General features: G+C 62.8%; 13 protein-coding genes and 1 pseudogene. 5 read left to right on the top strand and 9 right to left on the bottom strand.

Annotated elements, in window-relative coordinates:
* The first annotated feature begins 41 nt into the window (after positions 1-41).
* The 3 genes from JYA52_RS03630 to JYA52_RS03620 all read left to right on the top strand — a co-directional run bounded on the left by JYA52_RS03630 (position 42) and on the right by JYA52_RS03620 (position 3813).
* Positions 42-1145: an S-methyl thiohydantoin desulfurase family protein gene (locus JYA52_RS03630; protein ID WP_205651795.1), complete on the top strand. Its 1104-nt coding sequence runs from the start codon at positions 42-44 to the stop codon at positions 1143-1145.
* Positions 1142-2335, top strand: a complete 1194-nt coding sequence (locus JYA52_RS03625; RefSeq protein WP_205651793.1) for a dipeptidase — start codon at positions 1142-1144, stop codon at positions 2333-2335. Before JYA52_RS03630 ends, JYA52_RS03625 begins: the two co-directional genes overlap by 4 nt.
* A 245-nt stretch (positions 2336-2580) precedes the next feature.
* Positions 2581-3813 (top strand): amidohydrolase, encoded by a 1233-nt coding sequence (locus JYA52_RS03620; protein ID WP_205651792.1) that lies wholly within the window; start codon positions 2581-2583, stop codon positions 3811-3813.
* Between the two features lie 593 nt (positions 3814-4406).
* Here the strand turns inward: JYA52_RS03620 and JYA52_RS03615 are convergent.
* Together JYA52_RS03615 and JYA52_RS03610 are read right to left on the bottom strand one after the other, a co-directional pair.
* Complete coding sequence (locus JYA52_RS03615; protein ID WP_205651791.1) at positions 4407-5819, bottom strand: ferredoxin reductase; 1413 nt, start codon at positions 5817-5819, stop codon at positions 4407-4409.
* Entirely contained in the window at positions 5816-7120 is a 1305-nt protein-coding gene (locus JYA52_RS03610; RefSeq protein WP_205651789.1) for an aromatic ring-hydroxylating oxygenase subunit alpha, read from the bottom strand. The genes JYA52_RS03615 and JYA52_RS03610 overlap by 4 nt, the downstream gene beginning before the upstream one ends.
* A 160-nt stretch (positions 7121-7280) precedes the next feature.
* On the opposite strand from JYA52_RS03610, the gene JYA52_RS03605 reads away from it, so the two are divergent.
* Entirely contained in the window at positions 7281-8213 is a 933-nt protein-coding gene (locus JYA52_RS03605) for a LysR family transcriptional regulator (protein ID WP_205651788.1), read from the top strand.
* A 741-nt stretch (positions 8214-8954) separates the two neighbouring features.
* Here the strand turns inward: JYA52_RS03605 and JYA52_RS03600 are convergent.
* The 7 genes and pseudogenes from JYA52_RS03600 to JYA52_RS03570 form a co-directional block, all read right to left on the bottom strand.
* Complete coding sequence (locus JYA52_RS03600; RefSeq protein ID WP_205651786.1) at positions 8955-9560, bottom strand: TetR/AcrR family transcriptional regulator; 606 nt, start codon at positions 9558-9560, stop codon at positions 8955-8957.
* Positions 9561-9920: 360 nt separating this feature from the next.
* Positions 9921-10950, bottom strand: a pseudogene (locus JYA52_RS03595) (NADPH:quinone reductase).
* A 194-nt stretch (positions 10951-11144) separates the two neighbouring features.
* Complete coding sequence (locus tag JYA52_RS03590; RefSeq protein ID WP_205651784.1) at positions 11145-11315, bottom strand: hypothetical protein; 171 nt, start codon at positions 11313-11315, stop codon at positions 11145-11147.
* 808 nt (positions 11316-12123) lie between these two features.
* Entirely contained in the window at positions 12124-13167 is a 1044-nt protein-coding gene (locus tag JYA52_RS03585; RefSeq protein WP_205651782.1) for an alcohol dehydrogenase catalytic domain-containing protein, read from the bottom strand.
* 54 nt (positions 13168-13221) lie between these two features.
* The gene (locus JYA52_RS03580; protein ID WP_205651781.1) at positions 13222-14520 is read right to left on the bottom strand and encodes a four-carbon acid sugar kinase family protein; all 1299 of its coding nucleotides are present in this window, start codon (positions 14518-14520) and stop codon (positions 13222-13224) included.
* Between the two features lies 1 nt (position 14521).
* Complete coding sequence (locus JYA52_RS03575; RefSeq protein WP_205651779.1) at positions 14522-15787, bottom strand: RuBisCO large subunit C-terminal-like domain-containing protein; 1266 nt, start codon at positions 15785-15787, stop codon at positions 14522-14524.
* A gap of 37 nt (positions 15788-15824) precedes the next feature.
* Positions 15825-16838, bottom strand: coding sequence for a 2-keto-3-deoxygluconate permease (locus JYA52_RS03570; protein ID WP_205651778.1), 1014 nt, complete (start codon positions 16836-16838; stop codon positions 15825-15827).
* Positions 16839-16987: 149 nt separating this feature from the next.
* Here JYA52_RS03570 and JYA52_RS03565 point away from each other — a divergent pair, with 149 nt between their 5' ends.
* Entirely contained in the window at positions 16988-17848 is an 861-nt protein-coding gene (locus JYA52_RS03565) for a GntR family transcriptional regulator (RefSeq protein WP_307869300.1), read from the top strand.
* The last annotated feature ends 662 nt before the right edge of the window (positions 17849-18510 follow it).

The raw sequence follows: 18510 nt of genomic DNA, 5'->3' as shown, positions 1-18510 counted from the left end.
ACACGCGAACGCTGACTGCAAGAAGTAGAAGGAAGAACAACATGAGTTTCTATCTGTCACTAGACGACGTACCTGACTTGGCACGGGGCGCGGCAATACTGGGTACAGGCGGCGGAGGAGATCCGCTCATCGGCCGGCTCCTCGTCGAGGAATGCCTCAAAAACGGAAAGAAGATCGAAATCCTCGATCCGACCGAAATTGATGACGATGACTTTGTCATTGCCACGGCCATGATGGGCGCTCCGACTGTCGTAGTCGAGAAAGTCCCCGCCGGCTCTGAGGCAGTCCGGTCGCTCCGTGCCTTGGAGAAACACCTCGGAAAAACAGCCGATGCAACAATCCCCATGGAGTGCGGCGGACTGAATTCCATGATTCCTCTGGTCGTCGCCGCCGAAGCAGGTATCCCGGTGGTGGACGGCGACGGAATGGGGCGAGCCTTCCCGGAGCTTCAAATGGAAACGTTCGGAGTCTATGGAGTGTCCGGATCACCGCTCGCTGTTTCTGACGAAAACGGGCACACGTGCATCGTCGATACCGGCCAGGACAACCAGAGGATGGAGACTTTCGCCCGCGCGGTCACCATCAAGATGGGGGGCGCGGCATACATCGCCGAGTATCCAATGAGCGGAGCAGACGTCAAGCGTACTGCGATCCGCAACACCGTCACACTGGCCCTCAATATCGGCCGGACTTTGCGTAAGGCCAAGGACAAACATCTTGATCCGCTGGCAGAACTCAGTGCCTTCCTGAAGGACACAATATACGGTCATGGAACCGTGCTCATGCGGGGAAAAATCGTTGACGTTGAGAGGTTCGTTAGGGACGGGTTCACCCAAGGGTTTGCCACTGTGGAGTCATTTGATGGTGGCCACGAGATGCGGATCCAGTTCCGGAACGAGAACGTCATTGCACACAAGAATGGTGCAGTGGTTGCCATTGTTCCGGATCTTATTACGATAGTTGATGTTGATCTGGGCACACCGATCACTTCCGAGGCCCTGCGGTTCGGACAGCGGGTTGCCGTCTACGGAATCTCGACTCCTGCCATCATGCGGACCCCGGAAGCGCTGCAAGTCTTTGGCCCCCAGGCTTTCGGACTCCATGAGCCATGGGTTGCCCTAGAGGAATTGAGCGCCGCCCGATGACATCGTTTCGGACTCGTTCCGCACTGGCCGACACCCTGGTATTTGACGGCCATAACGACTTGCCTTGGGCTCTGCGGCAGAAGTTCGATTCCCGCGTCGAGGAGATCGACTTATCGCAGCACCAGCCCCGCCTGCACACAGACATTCCGCGGCTCCGGGAAGGCCGGGTCGGTGCGCAATTCTGGTCGGTCTTCGTCCCGTCCAACATGCTGCCGGCCGACGCCGTCGTGGCGACCCTCGAACAGATCGACTGCGTACACCGGATCATCTCCAAGAATCCCGAGACATTCAGCCTCGTGGACTCTGCCGCCGGCGTAAGAACCGCCGCCGCAGAGGGAAAAATTGCCTCGCTGATGGGCATAGAAGGAGGGCATTCCATCGACGCATCGCTTGGGGTGCTTCGGATGATGAGACGTGTCGGCGTCCGCTACATGACTCTCACACATAACGACAACACGCCGTGGGCGCGCTCGGCGACGGGCGAACAGGTCGACCATGGGCTCACGGATTTCGGCAGACGCGTGGTCGGCGAAATGAACGATCTCGGGCTGATAGTGGATCTATCTCACGTAGCAGAGCAGACGATGCATGACGCGCTGAATACGAGCGCTGCTCCTGTAATTTTCTCCCATTCGTCTTGCCGCAGCGTCACCGACCACGTTAGAAACGTGCCGGATGCCGTGCTTGAGAGGTTGCCTGGAAACAACGGTGTGCTCATGCTTACCTTCGTTCCTGCCTTTATCTCAGAGGCCTGCGCGGACTATGAGCGACATGCTGATGAAGTCCGGGAGAGACTCGGCCTTCGGACAGGGTTCCACGCAGGCCAGGTGGAAGAGGACATCGCGGCCGCCGCAGAATTTGCCCGGTGGACGTCGCAGAACCAGGCTCCGCAGGCCACCATCGCCGACATCGTTAGACACATGGAACATGCACGCGAAGTAGTAGGACCCCAGCATCTTGGCATTGGAGGGGACTTCGATGGCATCGAACAACTGCCCCGCGGAATTTCCGGGGTATCAAGCTACCCGGCGGTCATTGAAGCACTAGCCGAACGGGGCTGGTCCCCTCCTGATCTGTGCAGCCTCGCTTTCGGCAATGTCCTCCGGGTGCTGGAAGATACGGAGGCGGCCGCGAATCAAGATCTGATCGGTCCGTTCCTGCGGCACGCAGAAATCGCCCACCAGCGCTGATGTCTGTCGCTGGCGTAGGGCGGGCAAAATCAGCGAGGAAGCTGCCCAGGCTATGACGAGGCCACCGCATTGGAGCCTGGGATCACCCTCCACCGACCCCGCTGTGCGGGCTCTTCCCAGCGGTTGGAGCGCGCACAGCCGACTGCCGCCATCCCTCAAGCGCTCCATAGCACGCCCATGCTGGCTGGCGGACGCGACTAAAACTCCTGCGGACAGAAAAATACTCAATCGAAGAAGGGCAACACATGATTGGCAATGCCTTGCGGGATCTGGAACTCACCGACGAGGAGACTGTCCGGATGCACAAGTTGTACCGCCATCTGCACGCCAATCCCGAACTGTCAATGCAGGAACATCGGACCGCAAGGCTCATCACCGACCATCTTAGTGCCATCGGAGCCGAGACCTTTAGCTGTGGCGGGACGGGCGTCGTTGGCGTACTGCGCAACGGCGAGGGGCCAGTCGTGGGTTTCCGGGCCGACATCGACGGCCTGCCGATCAAGGAGGAAACAGGACTTGATTACGCCAGCCAGGCCACCGGTGCCCTGGCTGACGGGACTCAGGTTCCGGTAATGCACGGCTGCGGCCATGACATGCACATCACCGCAGCGCTGACTGCGGCGGCCTTGCTCGCGGATGCCACCGATGCCTGGACCGGGACAGTCGTCTTCATCTTCCAGCCGGGGGAGGAAACGGCCGCCGGAGCCCAGGCGATGGTCGACGATGGTCTGTGGAACCGGGCTCCCAAACCGGAGATAATCTATGGCCAGCACGTCGTGCCGAGCCTGGCGGGCACGGTAAGCATCAGCCGCGGTACCGCTATGGCCATGGCCGATTCCTGGAAGGTCACCGTGCATGGGCGTCAGGCGCATGGTTCCCAGCCCCAAGAATCGATCGACCCGATCGTGCTCGGGGCCCACATGTTGGTCCGGCTGCAGACCATCGTTTCGCGTGAGCTGGACCCCATGCAGTCCGCAGTCGTGACAATCGGAACCTTCCACGGGGGCGTGAAGGAAAACATCATTCCCGCCATGGCCGAGTTCACCATAAACGTACGGACCTTCGACCAGAAAGTGCACGAGGCCGTGCTGACATCAATCCGCCGAATCATCCGCGCAGAGGCAGAAGCCTCCTCCGCGCCGCCCCCTGAGATTGAGGAGCTGTATTCTTTTCCGCTGTGCTACAACGATCCCACGGCGACAGATCAACTTCTCCAGGAATTTCGGGCCATGATCGGAGAGGAACAGGTCCGCGAGATTCCGCCGATGCTGGCCAGTGAAGACTTCGGGACCCTCGCAACAGCTATCTCTGCCCCCTCGGTTTACTGGACCTTCGGAGGCTATACCGCCGAGACGCTCAGGGCTGGCGGGCACATCGCCGGCAACCACTCGCCACATTTCGCCCCCGCCCTGGCACCCACCCTGAGCACTGGCGTCCGGGCTGCTATGACGGCGATCCTGTCCAAAGTTGGATGCTGACAGCCCCCGTGCCTGTTGAAAAGCAGAACCCGGGCCTGCGGTGCGATTTGTGCCGGCCTCCGCAATCCCGTCAACCTGACTGGGCTCGGACAAGCTCCCTTTGGTTCGGCTGTCCCGTCCACAGCTGGGGTCATTTCGGGTTATCCACGGCTGATATTGAGGGAGCCGTTGGGATAGCTCCCCTAGAGCAGTAGCGGTGGATAACCCCATAAGGATTTTCCCCAGGTGTGGGCGGTAGGGGCCGCGTTTCTCCGCGGCTTGCAGATTCAGGCCGTCGCTTTTAAGACCCAGCCATGCACCATCTGTCAGGTTGGGGTGTACTCCATCCAGACTTATCTTGATAAGGCACTGGTGCGCGCAGCGGGCTTAACCCGTGTGATCCCACCGATACGGGCGGCTTTCTCCAAGTGCTTTGGTGTCGCTTCTGGCCGGATCGGAAAAGGCGCGTCTGCTACCGCCACCGCGGTTTGCGTCGCGGGGGAGCCCGCGCATCCATGGGGGCAAGCTGAAGGCCACGCGTGGCATTCTCGCACTTGTATTCTTGCCGTGAAAACAATCCCTGATGCTGTCTGGCCTAGAGCAGCTGGAAGCGGTTAGGCATCGATCACCAAATCGGTCCGCGCGGTGGAGCAGCAGGGCAGGAACTTGCCTGCATCGATTTCCCGTGCCCGGATCCCGCCCTGGTGGTTCATCTCGATGTCTCCGGAAAGCTTGACGACCTTGCAGGAGCCGCACATCCCTTCCTTGCAGTTCGCGCCGATCCTGACGCCCGCACGCTGGGCTACCCCGAGGATGTGTTCGTCGGGGTCGATGCGCACATTGATGCCGGTGCGCATGAAGGACAGGGTGAGGCTTCCTGTTCCGACCGTGTCGAAGCTCGAGGCATCAGGGGACACGGCCTCCGGCCCCACGCCTGAACTTCCGTCGGAGGCTTCGGAATAGGGCGCCGTGTCCATGATTTCCAGCGGCAGCCCCGTGGCCTTCAGGGGTCCCTCGGCGTTGTAGCTGGGTTCGTAGAGCCCGAACGCTGTGGGCTGGCTTTCATAGTAGTCCTCGGCGGAATCGGCGATTTCCTCGGCGATTTCCTCGGCAATGTCCTCTGCAAGCGCGATCTCCGCCTGGTATTCAAGGATCGTCTGGCGATCTCCCGAGAAGAATTCCATGTTGATGGAGGTGTCGTCGACGCCGACCTTCCCCAGTAGCTCGGTGGCGGTGTTCAGGTAACCCTCGGGGCCGCAGGCATAGACTTGGCGGCCGTTGGCATCGGGGGCAACTTCGTCGAGCATGGCCGCCGTCAGCCTTCCGCTGAGCCATTCCCACTCTTGGGGTTTGCTGCGGTCACCCAGGGCGTAGAAGACCTTGACTCGCGAGTCCACGGAGGCGATGTAGGCAAGCTCCTGGTGGAAGGCATATCCTCCGGCCTCCGCTCCATGGTAGAGCACCACGACATCGGCCTGTCCGGGCAGGGAGTGGATGGTCCGCACCATCGACATAATGGGGGTGATGCCTGCGCCGGCGGCCAGCAGGAGGTACCGCGCCCGGCGGTCGGCGTCAGGCAGGTGGAATGCCCCGACCGGTCCGAGCATCTCGAGGACGGTGCCGGGTTTGACGTTCTCGTGCACCCAGGGGGAGACGAGTCCAGTGGGGTCGCGTTTGACTGTGATGTTGAAGGTCCACGGCTGGGTGGGCGAACTGGACAGCGAGTAGCTGCGGTCCACCGGATCCTGGTCCTCGCCGTTTACGGGAAAGGCGACGTTCACGTACTGGCCCGCACGGAACGCCAGGGGCGCACCGTCGCAGCGGCGGAACACCAAGGTCATCATGCCGCCCGCCTCGGGAACGGTCTCGACGCATTCCGCCGTGAACTCCTGCGGATGCCAGGGGCCCAATGCGTGGGCAGCGCGGGCGGGTCCCTCGGTGCTGCCCATCACTCTGTTCCACGGCATCTCAAGACCGCGAATGCGCTGTGGTTCCTGGATTGCCGTGTCGGTGCGGAGTTCAGTCATGCCAAGTGCTCCTGCACGCGCTGTACGTACCAGTTGATGAACGCCTCGACCTGGTATTCGCTCTTCATGTAGGGCCCGGGCTCGTAGGCGGGGCTGCTGGCGCCCTTCTGGCACAGCTCCACGAACGCCTTGTCCTGCAGATTTGTCTGCTTCCAGGTGTAGGTGAGTTTCTCCAGATCGTAATCAATGCCTTCCTCGGCGTCGTCAGCCACCAGCCAGGTGGTGCGTACCAGTGTCTGGTGTTCGTTGACGGGGAAGACGGCGAAGGTGATGACGTGGTCCCCGAGGAAATGGAACCAGCTGTTAGGCTGCAGGTGCATCGAGCAGCGGCCAAGGCGGAAGTCCCGCAAGTCACCGAGCAGCTTCTTGGAGAGCCTGCGCCCATCGGGCGAGAACGATTCGCCCTCACCGTCAAGCGATTCCCGTGAGATGCGGATTCCCGCTATGCGCGTGTCGAGCTCCTCGACGACTTCATAGGGAAGGCCATAGCGCCTGCAACGCTCCTCAAGCGAGGACTGCGCTTCCTTGTTGCGGTCCCACACTTCCTCGAGATGGGCCGGGACCAGGCCCTCCGTCAGGCCCCAGGTGGGAAAGAGGGAACAAGCGAGCTCCGGGTGGCCGTCGCAGTGGTAGCACTCACGGTTGTTCTCCATAACGAGCTTCCAGTTGCCCTCCTCGATGATGTTCTGCTGGTAGGCGATTTTCGTCTTCGACAGATCGTGGGGCGCGAGGTAAGGCTCGAAGATCTTTCCGGTTTCGTCGAAATCCGTCGGCGGTTCGTCCGCAATGCAGACGAAGATGAGTCCGGCGAACACGCGACTGTGGGCGCGCTTGAGGCCGAAGCAGCCCTTGTCGAACTTCGTTTCCCCCGGTGCCGAGGCATGGATCAAATCGCCGTTGGGGGAGTAGGTCCAGGAGTGATAGCCGCATACAAGGTTTCCCGTTGACCCCGCGGGTTCGGTCAGGACGCGGGCGCCGCGGTGGCGGCACACATTGTGCAGGACGTTCACGCCGCCGTCGTCGTTGCGCAGAACGATCAGCGAGTAAGGCCCGTAGTCCACGGTGACGTAGTCGCCCGGCTCCGGGAGCTCGGCGATGCTGGCAGCAAAGATCCAGTGCTTGCCAAAAATGGCCTGCATGTCGATGTTGAAAATCGTCGGATCGGTGTAGAAGGGGGCGTCGAGGGAATATCCCACGCGCCGGAAATCGAACAACTCCGTGATTTCCGCCAGCTGCTCGGTAGGCAATGATGAAGCGAGTTTTCCGCGTGAATTGAGGGGCAAGTTCACTGGAACAGACATGTGTTTCCTCCCGGGGGGCCTGGGTAGTGTGCGATTCGTGGGGACCACGGGTGGGTGGGTGCAGCTGGCGTTGTCGAGAACGTTTCTAGTTACGAGATTAGGGAGTATTGATCTGCAACAAAAGCGCAAGATTTAGGAGATAACCGTGCACAATAGATGCATGATCGATCCAAGGCTCATCACACTTCGGGTGTTTGCCCGGTGCGGCACCGTTGGCGCAACCGCGGAGCTCACGGGTTATTCTCCCTCCGCCGTCTCCGCACAATTGCGGGAGCTCCAGCGCGTGCTTGGAATGCAGCTGCTGACGAAGGACGGCCGCGGTGTACGGCTGACCGCCACGGGCCGCTTTCTCGTGGCGGGTTCGGACACCCTGATTGCGGAATGGGAGAGCCTGCGCGCCGCGGCTATGGAGGCCGGCGACCAGGTGCAGTCCCGTTTTGGCCTCGGTGGATTCTCCACGGCGGCCGCCCAGTTGCTCGCGCCGCTGGCCGCCACGCTGCGCTCGACACGCCCCCTGCTGGAGGTGCAGGTACTCGAGGCCAACCCGGCCCGCTGCTTCGACTTGTTGGTTGCCGAGCGAATCGACCTCGCGGTCGTCGTCGCGATGCAGTCCGACACCTATGGTGAGGACGATCCGCGCTTCGAGCAGACCGTTCTGCTCGACGATCCCTTGGACGTGATCATTCCCTCCAACCATCCACTGGCATCGCGGGAAACGGTGACGCTCGAAGAGTTGGCGTCGGAACCTTGGATCACCGAGGCCGCCGGTTCCACCTACCATTCCCTATTCACCGCGGCGTTCACGGCAGTCGGGGTGACGCCGCGGATTGCCCATGAGGCCGTGGAATGGGAAACCCAGATCGCTTTCGTTGGTGCGGGGCTGGGCGTGGGCCTGCTGCCGCGGCTGGCGCCCCTGCGTAGTGCCGAAAACGTGGTTCGACTGCGCATTACTGGCAAGGGGAAGCCCGCGCGCCGTATTGTCGCTGCGGTGCGCAGGGGCAGCATCGCATCGCCCCTGATCCAGGAGTCGCTCGGCATCCTGCAGGTCAGGGCCAATCATATCCTCGCCGCCCGACCCGAAGACGATCTCTGAAATCGCATGGCGCCATTCGTTGCCGACGGGCCAGCAGGTCCAGAAGGTGGCGACACGTCCGCGTGGCCGCCCTTCTTCGCCGCACTAAACGGGCCGCCGGCTCTGGGATCACGCACCGGGTGGCACTGAATGCCTCCGGTATAGCAGCGTCCGGTTGTGGAGCCGAGCCGGATGGCCACCTCAACTTCTTTGGCTGCGTCATGTGTCTGCCGAGCGGCCCATGAGATGGGAGAAGGAGGTGTCGCCAGAGCCAACCTTCGGGCCGGATTCCGCAGGTTTCCGAAAGACTTAGTCAGTAGTCTGCTGCAATGGCACCGCTAACCAAGGCACCAGCGTCCGGGCTATCGATCCGGATTTCAAAGCGAGGGATGCGGGACAGAAAAATTTGGACCTCGCTTCATCTGCGAATCCGGGGAGCGGTGTCTTACTACCTTGTCTCGCAGCACCTGCCCGTTCTCACGTAATCGCTCGAGCTTGTAAGGCACGGCACACACGATCCCCGACAGCGGTACGAGTGCCTTGCGGACGACACGTCCGGGCGTGAGCCGCCAGGGTACCAGGAGCTAGACGGAAAGCTCCTGCTAATCTCACGTCGAACTACCCGGCCCGCAAGTTGCTACTCCCCCTGTGTCACACACCGATAACCGGGCCTTTCGTCAAGTATGGCCGTGCTGGGATTGGGGGGGTGTGCCGCTAGCAAAGGGCCCATCTGGTTTCTCCGAGGTGCGGGAGTTCCCGCAGCTACTTGTACGACCGGTGGTGGTCCATGAGCAACTTGGCCATGGTCTTGGCGCGGCCAGCGGCGCGGGAGTCGCCCTCGGCCGCGGCGACGATGGCTCCCTTGATCAAGATGTGAATAGACCAGGCGAAGTCGTCCGGGTCGTTGAGCCCGGCCGATTCTGCGAGTTCCGCGATCTGTTGCCGCGTCCTGTCCAGGTACTGGATGCTCGCTTTCCCGAGGGGGTGGTCGGAACCCATTTCCATCAATACGTGCGGGAAGGAGCTTACCTGGGCCGCGCCCTCGCGGAACCAGTCGTCGAAGACGTCGAAGATGGTCAGCATGGCTGCCTCGTCACTGGTCCCGCGGCGGGCGATTGCGTTCTCGATCGCGACCGTGCGTTCCAGGTACCACTGCTCGAGGAAGGCCAGCACGACATCGTCCTTGGAGCGGAAGTGCCTGTAGAAGGTTGCCTTGGCCACGCCTGATGCGCGGATCAGTTCGTCGACTCCGACGTCGCGGATCCCGCGACGGGCGAACAGTTGGTAAGCCGCGGCAACGATCTTCTCTCGAGGACTGTCCGTTGCAGGGCGCCCTGACTGTTCAGCGCCACTTTCTGGAGTTTCCACACACGGATAATACCAATCCCCCGGGGGGCAAGACAGACCGGTCTGTCTATTGCTTCGAAACATTGGGCCTGTCCTGCGAGCCCGGTGGAGAGACATCAGGAAGAACAGCGAGCTGGGAGTTCACCGGACCCCAAGAGCGTCGGCCGGGGTCGACGCTGAGGACGCCAATCCGGGGAGAACCCTGCGCCTATCTAGGCGCACTTTGGAACGCCGAACATGGAGATTCCGTCAACTGCGGCGTGGGCGATTTGGCCCCGCCAGGACGCACGGCCACCATGCACAACTCCGGCTTCAATGGAACTGCCGCTCGTTCTGGTCGGGCTCCGATTGGCCCGTTCTGATGGGTCGGGAGGCCATGGGTCAGGATGATGGTGTGACGTCGATGAGCACCTTTCCGATGGTGCCCTGCTCCACGGCGTCGTGTGCCGCGGCGGTCGCTTCGAGCGGGAAGCGGGTTAGCGGCAGGCCGTGTTCTTCGCCGACGCGCATCGCACCGGCCTTCAACGCCTCGGAGACAGCGGCCGCGGCGGTGCTGTTTCTGCTCGTCCGTGACGGTGTAGGTGAGGATGAACTGGTAGCGGATGTTCTTCGTCATGCTTTCACGGATGGGAACCGTCACTGATTCTCCGGGATTCGCGGCGTAGATGGCTATGGTTCCGCTTGGCTTGAGCACCTGCACGTCTGAGTGGATGTTGGCTGGAGCGTTTACGTCAACGATGGTGTCGACTCCCCCGGGGGCTGCCTCGCGGACGGCAGTCACGACGTCGTCGGTTCGGTAGTTGATGACTGTATGGGCTCCGGCGAGGCGTGCGAGTTCAGCTTTCCGGTCTCCGCTGACGGTGGTGATGACGGTTGCTCCGGTCCAGTTTGCGAGCTGAATGGCAGCGTGTCCCACTGCGCCTGCGCCGCCGGTGATCAGTACCGTTCGTCCCGCCAGGGCTCCGGGGGAGAGCCTGGCAGGGCCGTCCTCGTTCGAGGTCAGTGCTCGGTGCGCTGTCAAAGCGGGGATGCCGATGGACGCGCCTGTGTCGAAGGATTCAGCATCCGGAAGCGGGACTGCTTTGGCCGCCGGTACAACCGCGTACTCCTGTGCCGTGCCCTCATTGCTGCCCCAGGCGACGTCCCAGAGCCAAACGCGGTCTCCGATGCTGAGTCCTGTCACTCCGGAGCCGACTTCATCGATCACGCCTGCGCCGTCCTGGTTAGGAACCTTCGGTGCTGCCAGCGGGGTGCTTCCTCCTCCGCCTGCCCGGGACTTCCAGTCGGTAGGGTTCACCCCGGAGACGACCACGCGGACCCGGACCTCACCAGGGCCGGGATCAGCCAACGGCTTGTCCTGAAGCTTTAGCACTGAGGACGAACCTGTCTCTTCGTACACAATCGCTTTCACGTCTTCTCCAAATGAGTCGGGTTACCAGTGGCCAGCCTTACCGAATCAATCTATCGAAGGACGGCGGCCAACTTCCTGTGCAGATGGGCTGTTCATGAGCTCGTCGAGATTGTGGTCTGGAATGAAATATCCCTCGGGAAGCTGCTCACCAGTGACGTTCCCTGGAAACGGGTGCCCAGTGCATCCATCTGCCGCTACATCCAGTCGTAGCCGTCCGCGTGCAGCGGCAGTTCAGCCATGGCCGGGTTGGGCTTGAGCATTTCGTTGGCAAGGAGCGCCCCGAACGTCTCCGCCGTCTGGATCGTGCGCAGGAGGATCCGGTCCTCCGAGATGTCGTGGCGCATGCGCTCCGGCGGGATGGCCACTGCGGGGCGGGCTCTTCGAATGGGGAATGCAGGCACCGGACAATCACCGCCGAGAGCACCGACATAAGAGCGGCCGGGGGGTCAGGTGGAAGTGAAAGCGGCTACAGGAAGTCAGTTCGTTGGCGAGCGTGGAGAACCCACCGCGTGGCTTCGAGCACTGTTGCTCCTGGAAGGCGCGCCCGGTCATGCACGCTTCTATTCTTCGGCCATGACATGTTCGAAGGAGGCGCAACGCCATGATGCACGTTGGCTTCCGGGCGGCAGGCAGCCCGGAAGCCAATGCTTGGTCTTGGTAATTCGCCGAGCCTTGGCCAAGACATCCGAACACGCCGCGGACGTCGTCCAAGCCGGGTGATCATAACGACCGTTTCTGAAGCCTCCGTTAGCAGCAGTTCGGAAAACAGATTTCCGGACCAGCACGATGCATGGGCACCCCAGCTTCCGGGGCGCACGGATAAGGGAGGTTTCTACTAGCTCACGCGGGGATTATCTACTGTCCGGCCTCATATGCCCTTTGCTGAGAGAGGTTGGTTTCTTCTATCGGTGAATTGGACCTTCAATCTGGACAGGGCTGTGCGCCCGCCATGTCCTCTATGCGCGGTTGGGGGAGGACTTTGTGAATTACCGTTCCATCACCTTGAAAGATCAGGATTCGGCTGAGGCCCTCAACCCCGACCCAAAAGAAGCGTCGGCCGTTAGATGGGGCATCTGTATGTGAAGGGTAAAGCGGGGTGTGCCTGTCGTATGCACGCCCCGCTTGGTCACCTTGGTACTGCCTTTTAGGTGGGCAATTCCGTAGGCGGCTCGATCAGCCGAGGTCCGGTATCAGCAGCACTTTGCAGGCGTCTCCGGTGAGCAGCTCTACGGCTTCGTCGATTTGGCTGAGTTTCATGCGGTGGGTGATGAGCCAGTCGAGTTCCAGTTTTCCGGAGTCCAGCAGCAGCAGGCTTTGTTCCCAGGTTTCCCAGAGCCGGCGGCCGAAGATTCCGCGCAGGGTGATGCCCTTTTTATTGATGTGGGCTGCGATGTCGACTTCTGCGGGGCGGCTGGGGTGGCCGACGGTGATGACGGTGGCTTCACGGCGGACGGCTTCGAAGAGGGTTGCCAGGGTGCCTGGAGCGCCGGAGCATTCGAAGGCGACGTCGAAGCCACCGCGCCGGCCGGTCAGTTCCCGGCAGCGGTCGATGATGCCGTCGTTGGGATGGAGTGCGGTCGCGCCAAGTTTTTCGGCTTGGGCGCGGCGGTAGGGGTTGGGGTCGACGGCGATGACATGGCTGGCTCCCATGAGCAGTGCCAGGTTCACGACGACGAGGCCGACCGGTCCTGCGCCGCTGACGAGCACGGCCCGTCCTGCGACGGAGTAGTCGGCGCGCTGGATGGCGTGGACGGCGACCCCGGCCGCTTCGAGCAGGGCACCGGATTCAAGGGACAGTCCTGTGGGGAGTTTGACGCAGATGTCCTGGGGGACTGCGGCGTATTGGGCGAAGACGCCGTCGATGTGCATGCCCAGGATGCCTGTGCGTTCGCAGGTGTGGGCGTCTCCGGTGCGGCAGGGGAAGCACTGGCCGCAGGTGAGGTGGCTTTCGAGGGCAACCTGGTCGCCGACCTTTAGGCCGGTGACGCCGGGGCCAACTTCGACGACGGTGCCTGCGCCTTCGTGGCCCAGGATGACCGGGAGGTTGAGGTTGAAGGCCTGGGCGGAGGGGGTCCATTCGTAGAGTTCCCGGTCTGTGCCGCAGAGGGATGCGGCCCCTACCTGGATGACGACTGTACCTTCTGTTGCTTTGGGGTCTCCGGCGTCGGTGACGTAGGTGACGCCTCGTTCGGCCGCGGTTTTGACTACTGCCCGCATTGGGGGCCGCCTTTCGTTGGTTCTGGTGATGCGTGGGGAATGCCTGGATGGGTATCAGTCGGGGAGTTGGCCGGCGAAGCGGCGCAGTATGTTGGTGGGGCCGACCTGTCCGCCCTTGAGGAGCAGGCGGCATCCGGCGACCGCGGAGCGGCCGTCGGCCTGCAGGATTGGGCCCGCGGTGACGAACTGGTCGGAAACGCGCAGTTCTCGCACGCCCATGGCGATGAGTGCGTGGCTGGAGGTGTCACCTCCGCACACGGCGATGTCGCGGGTGAGGCCGGCTGTCGCCATGCGGGCTGCAATGCCTCCGATCAGTGCTCCGACATAGCCGGCATCAGCAGGTTTGGCGGCTCCATAGCGAGGATCTCCAGGACCCCGGGTGGTGTGGACGACGACGTTCCGGCCCTTCTGAAGGGCTGCTGAAACGCGCCGGTCCAGGGCGGCTACGGCCGTCGTGTCATGGCGCTGCAGCAGTTCGGCAGGCACGGGAACGTCCTCCCAACCGTGGGTTATGGCGTCGTTGATCTGCTCTGCTGTGGTGCTGGAAGCTGAAGCGCTGATGGCCAGTACGGGTCCTGACGGCCGCTGCGGTCCAGGTGTGCGCGGAGTCTGATCCGAGATGGATCGCGCCAGTGCTGCCATGATTCCACCGGAGCCAACAACGATGGAAGGACCGTGCCCGTGTTCTTCCCGCGTGAGTGCTTCGGCGACGGCGTCCATGTGCCGTTCGTCCACGGCGTCCACGACGAAGGCAGGTGCTCCGAGCTCCCGCCGGCGGTCGGCCCAGGCGTCCTTGAAGGTGCCGTCCTCATAGACGGGCAGGTGGATGGCACCGGGAACTTCCCCGGTGCCGAGCTGCTCGGCCAGGACCTGGCGCAGGTCGGCCTCGGCCATGGGGGTGGACGGGTGCCGGGACATGACCGGGTGGCGGTCCAGCCGGTAAATTTGGCCGGCATGGGTCGCGTAGTGGTTGCTGAAGGCGGTGTAGCGGCCAAAGGCTGGCTGGGCCGGAACGACGGGGATTGGCCCGTGCAGGGCAAATTGCTCATGCAATAGCTGGATTCCACGGCCGATGCTGCCGACAGTGGTGGAGCTGTCGAAGGTGGAGCAGACCTTGTAGAGCAGCACCTCAAGGTTGAGAGCGGCGATGCCTGCCAGGTCCCTGCGGACCAGGGTGTCGAATGCTTCCCCGGCCAGGGACCTGGAGGGCCCGGCGATTCCGACGACGTCAGCATCAGCGGGCAGGGGCGCGTCGCCGATGACGAGGACCGCTTCAAGGCCGTAGCGGTGCGACTGGGCGAGGACGTCGGCGGCTCCGGTGAGGTCATCTGCGACGAAACCGAATGCGGGCATGTCAGGCACCTTTCCCGAAAGTCTGGACTGCGTGCAGGAGTGCATCGTCCCCGGCCCGGGAGCGCTCGTCCGCTGCCGCCTGGAGGGGTACGCCGGCCACTGCCGCTTCCCATGCCTGGCGCAGGCTTCGCACCCCGGCCCCGGGACCGTCCGGGTGCGCGGCGACGCCGCCGCCGGCGAGCATCATCAGGTCCGTGGAGCCCACGGCATCGAAGGTGGGTCCGGGGGTGGTGACGTTCTGTCCGGAGGACAGGACGGGCAGCGGTGCGATGGTCGCACCCAGGGGTTCGAGCAGGCTGCGGATGTTCGCGGCGACCTCTTCGTCCAGTTCGTAGAACTTGCTGCCCAGTCCGCTGGCGTGCAGGTGGTCGGCGCCGGCGAGGCGGGCCATCTGCTGCCAGACCCGGTAATCCATGCCCAGTGCCTTGGACCGCATCGAGGCGGCAAGCCCGGCGCGGTGGCCGTGGATCGGTACCTCGGCGAAGCTGCGCAGCAGGGCCAGGGCGGGCAGGCCCATGACCGGGATGTTCAGCATCACGCACCGGCCGCCGGCTTCGACGACGAGGTCGTGGCGCTTGCGCAGTCCGGCGAGGTCGCCGGTGATGTTGAAGGCGTACATGGTGGAGTGGCCGGTGACCTGCTCGGCGGCGCGGATTTCTTCGGTGGCCACCGCGACCCGGCGTTCCAGGGGCAGGTAGGCGGGGTCAGTCATCAGTTCGTCGTCTTTGATCAGGTCGATGGAGGCCATCGCCAGGTCGCGGACCACGAGCCGGAATTCCTCTTCGGAGAGTCCGACGTTGGGCTTGACGATGGTGCCGACCATGACGCCTTGGACGTGGCTGATGAGTTTGCGGGTCCCTTCGATGCCGAAGGCCGGGCCGGGGTGGGCGGCGACGAAGTCCTCGGGCAGGGCTATGTCCTGCAGGCGGCAGGCGTAGAGATCGCCCAGTTCGAAGAGGTTGCCGGCGATGGCGGTCTGCAGGGTGGCCAGGTCCGTGCCGACGTTCTCCATCGGAAAATCGACGGTGACGAGGGCCGCCCGGACCTTCTCGGGAGTTGACCTTGATGGCAGGGAGGGCCGGCAGAAGCCGAGCTCCTGCACATTCGAGATACGTGCGGCGTGCCGTTCACGGATCCGGGCCGACTCACCGGGGACCGGCAGGAACGTGCCGCTGGACTGCTCGCCCGCCATGATGGCTGCGGCCTTCTCGGGGTCAATCTCGGACTCTAGGTAGTAGGTGCAACGCACCGAGCGCGGGTCGCGCATGGATTCTCCGTCCAGAAAGGGATTGTTCAAGGGTTGTTCAGATTGAGCTGGGAACGACCGGATCGGCCGGCTGGAGGCCTCCGGCCCGCTTCAGGGCCCAGGACGCGACGATCGGGGCGAGCAGCGCTGTCACGAGGACGGCGGTGGCGGCCTGGGCTGAGGCGGAGGCGACGAAGGGTTCGAACCTCGGGTCGGCGACGGCGACTACCGCGGGGACGGCGACGGCGTTGCCGGCTGTGGTCCCGGCGGCGAATCCGATGCCGCTCTTGGAGCCGCGCCGAAGGATGAACCGGTACCCGAGATAGGTCAGGCCTCCGGTGAACACGACGACGATCAGGCCGAGGAAGATCCCGGCGAAACCGCCGGTGAGCACGGTCTTCAGATTGATGCCGGTACCAACAGCGAAGGACATGAACGGGATCACGATGTTCGGTACATGGTCCAGGGCCTTCGTCCACTCCCGGTCGACTGCGCCGATGATGAGGCCGATGATGAACGGGATCAGTGCCGCGGCGAAGGCAAGTACCGGGATGTCGCCCAGCCCGGATGCGCCCAGGAAGATCAGGGCCAGGAATGGTCCGTCATCAAAGGCGCTGGCGACGTAGGCGCCTGTATCCCGCTCATCGCCGTATTGGCCGGCGAACGCCAGCCACAAGGCGCCGTTGCTGTTGCCGAAGATGGCCAGCATCGCCAGGATTGATACCCCTGCGATGCCTTCGATGCCGACCACCAGGCCCAGGATCACCGCAATCGAGGCCGGGATCAGGGTCTTGCAGACCAGCACCACGGTGGTGGTGGAGGCGGCGGCCTTGCCGCTGTGGCTGCCGGTGATCTGCGCGCCGGTGGCGAGGATCAGCACGGCGATCAGCGTCAGGGCGCCCTCCTTGAAAAGCGCGGTGGTGAAGCCGCCGATTTTCAGGGCCTCGGGCGCAAAAGTGTTCATCAGCACGCCCAGCATGAGCGGGATCAGCATCATGCCTGCGGGGACCTTTTGGAGGAAGGCAAACATCGGTACGCGTGAGCGCCCGGTCCTCAAGTGCAGCTGCGTCATTACTCGACCTTTCTACGTCATTGTATGTTCCAGTCGCCGGATCAAGTCCGTACAATTAGTACGTACATTACCTGTGGTGTGAATCACCCGTCAAGCGGGAGATGCAGCAACCGCGGGCTATGATGTGCTCGAGCGGTAAAGGAGTCAGTGTGAGTGTGCAACCAGCCGGAGCAGAGCCCCGAGAGCGGGCTAACGGCTTGAACCGGGAGGAGGGGCCGCCCCTTCATGCGCAGATTCGGGACATCCTGCACCGGCAGATACTGGAACGGCCACTGCTCCCCGGCTCTCCCCTTCCGACCGAAGAGGAACTCCAAAAACAGTTCGGTGTCTCCCGCAGCGTGGTACGCCAAGCGTTGTCCGGACTGTCAGACCTCGGGCTGATCCGCCGTCAGCGCGGCCGCGGCAGCGTCGTGGCCGCCGCCCCGGTCCTCCGCAGGCATATCCAGCGCGCCGGCGGGCTGGACGAACAGGCCGCCGCGCACGGCCAGCGCCTGCGAACCCACGTCATCGCCGTCGAACAGGCAGCCCCGCCAGAATCGGCGGTAGAAGCCCTGAACACCACTAACACATGGAAGATTGAACGCATCCGCTACCTGGAAGAGGTCCCGGTAGCCTTCATGCGCACCTGGGTGCCACGTGACCTCTTCCCGCACTTCACCAGGGAACTGCTGGAAAACGCTTCACTACTCGGCCTCATGCGAGAGCACGGCTACCATCCGGCAGGCGGACCCAGGCAGGTCCAGGCCGTGGCCGCAGGTGCCGACCTGGCTCAAAAACTCCATACCGGTACCCGCGAACCCCTGCTTCTGCTTCAAGGGGTAACCCGTGACGCGCTCGGCCACGGTCTTGAATGGTTCAACGTCTGGCACAGCCCCAACACCGTCTTCGATGTCGACGCGCAAGTGACATCACAACCCGGACGCGTATCCCAAGAACACATCCGGCGCCTACGCAACCTGACACAGCAACTTGAATCCGAACTCGCCGATCTTGAACGCGGCGCACGCTAAAAGACTCCCAGCCAGTGCAGACGACTTCTGACACTTGGTACAGATGGCTTCTGAAATTGGCAGGTCGGGAGGACGGGCATGCCAGCCCCTGCGTCCCGGAAACGCGCCTCATCGTGCAACTGTTTCGACCGGGCTTTTCGAGCCAGAATGGCCTGGGGAGGCAACTGGGGCACACCCGTGTCAGTACTTTTAGCCAGAGCGTCGAGCTGCAAATGGACGCGCTGGTCCCTGCACGCGTCAGAAACGCCACGTCTTACTCACGTGACAAGTCGGGAGTGGTGTTGTTCGAAGGTGCATGGGGGACGAATTAAGGGTGTGGACAATGTCCACACCCTTGGCTTCAGACTGGGCGGTACTGGGTTTGGTTCGGACCGGATTCCGCATGTTTTCGCCGGTTCCCTGTATTTGCAGGGGCCGGCATGCAGTTCGAGTCCCACCTCGGGCACAGTGTTTCCGCAGGTCAGAGGCTTTTTTCGCGCAGAGTGTGGACAAAGCTTGACCTATTGGACTCCAAGGTATATATGCAGGACCCGTTGGGTGGGCCTGAGGGCCTGAGATGCACGCGCTATTCGACAAGCAGCAGCAAACTGCCCGTAGCAGCGGAGTCGGGCCGTGAATCGTCGCGTTGTGTCTCAGAACTGCTTGGCTAATTTGTTGGCTAT

The organism is Arthrobacter pascens (genome assembly GCF_017052465.1).
GTDB classification, from domain to species: domain Bacteria; phylum Actinomycetota; class Actinomycetes; order Actinomycetales; family Micrococcaceae; genus Arthrobacter; species Arthrobacter pascens.
Note: the sequence above shows the minus strand (reverse complement) of the source record. Positions and strands in the feature narration are given on the sequence as shown.

Excerpts from the sequence above, each read along its gene's own strand:
- JYA52_RS03610 (WP_205651789.1), bottom strand. The coding sequence starts at position 7,120 with ATGTCTGTTCCAGTGAACTTGCCCCTCAATTCACGCGGAAAACTCGCT.
- JYA52_RS03615 (WP_205651791.1), bottom strand. The coding sequence starts at position 5,819 with ATGACTGAACTCCGCACCGACACGGCAATCCAGGAACCACAGCGCATT.
- JYA52_RS03575 (WP_205651779.1), bottom strand. The coding sequence starts at position 15,787 with ATGCGCGACCCGCGCTCGGTGCGTTGCACCTACTACCTAGAGTCCGAG.
- JYA52_RS03620 (WP_205651792.1), top strand. The coding sequence starts at position 2,581 with ATGATTGGCAATGCCTTGCGGGATCTGGAACTCACCGACGAGGAGACT.
- JYA52_RS03580 (WP_205651781.1), bottom strand. The coding sequence starts at position 14,520 with ATGCCCGCATTCGGTTTCGTCGCAGATGACCTCACCGGAGCCGCCGAC.
- JYA52_RS03570 (WP_205651778.1), bottom strand. The coding sequence starts at position 16,838 with ATGACGCAGCTGCACTTGAGGACCGGGCGCTCACGCGTACCGATGTTT.
- JYA52_RS03605 (WP_205651788.1), top strand. The coding sequence starts at position 7,281 with ATGATCGATCCAAGGCTCATCACACTTCGGGTGTTTGCCCGGTGCGGC.
- JYA52_RS03625 (WP_205651793.1), top strand. The coding sequence starts at position 1,142 with ATGACATCGTTTCGGACTCGTTCCGCACTGGCCGACACCCTGGTATTT.
- JYA52_RS03630 (WP_205651795.1), top strand. The coding sequence starts at position 42 with ATGAGTTTCTATCTGTCACTAGACGACGTACCTGACTTGGCACGGGGC.
- JYA52_RS03585 (WP_205651782.1), bottom strand. The coding sequence starts at position 13,167 with ATGCGGGCAGTAGTCAAAACCGCGGCCGAACGAGGCGTCACCTACGTC.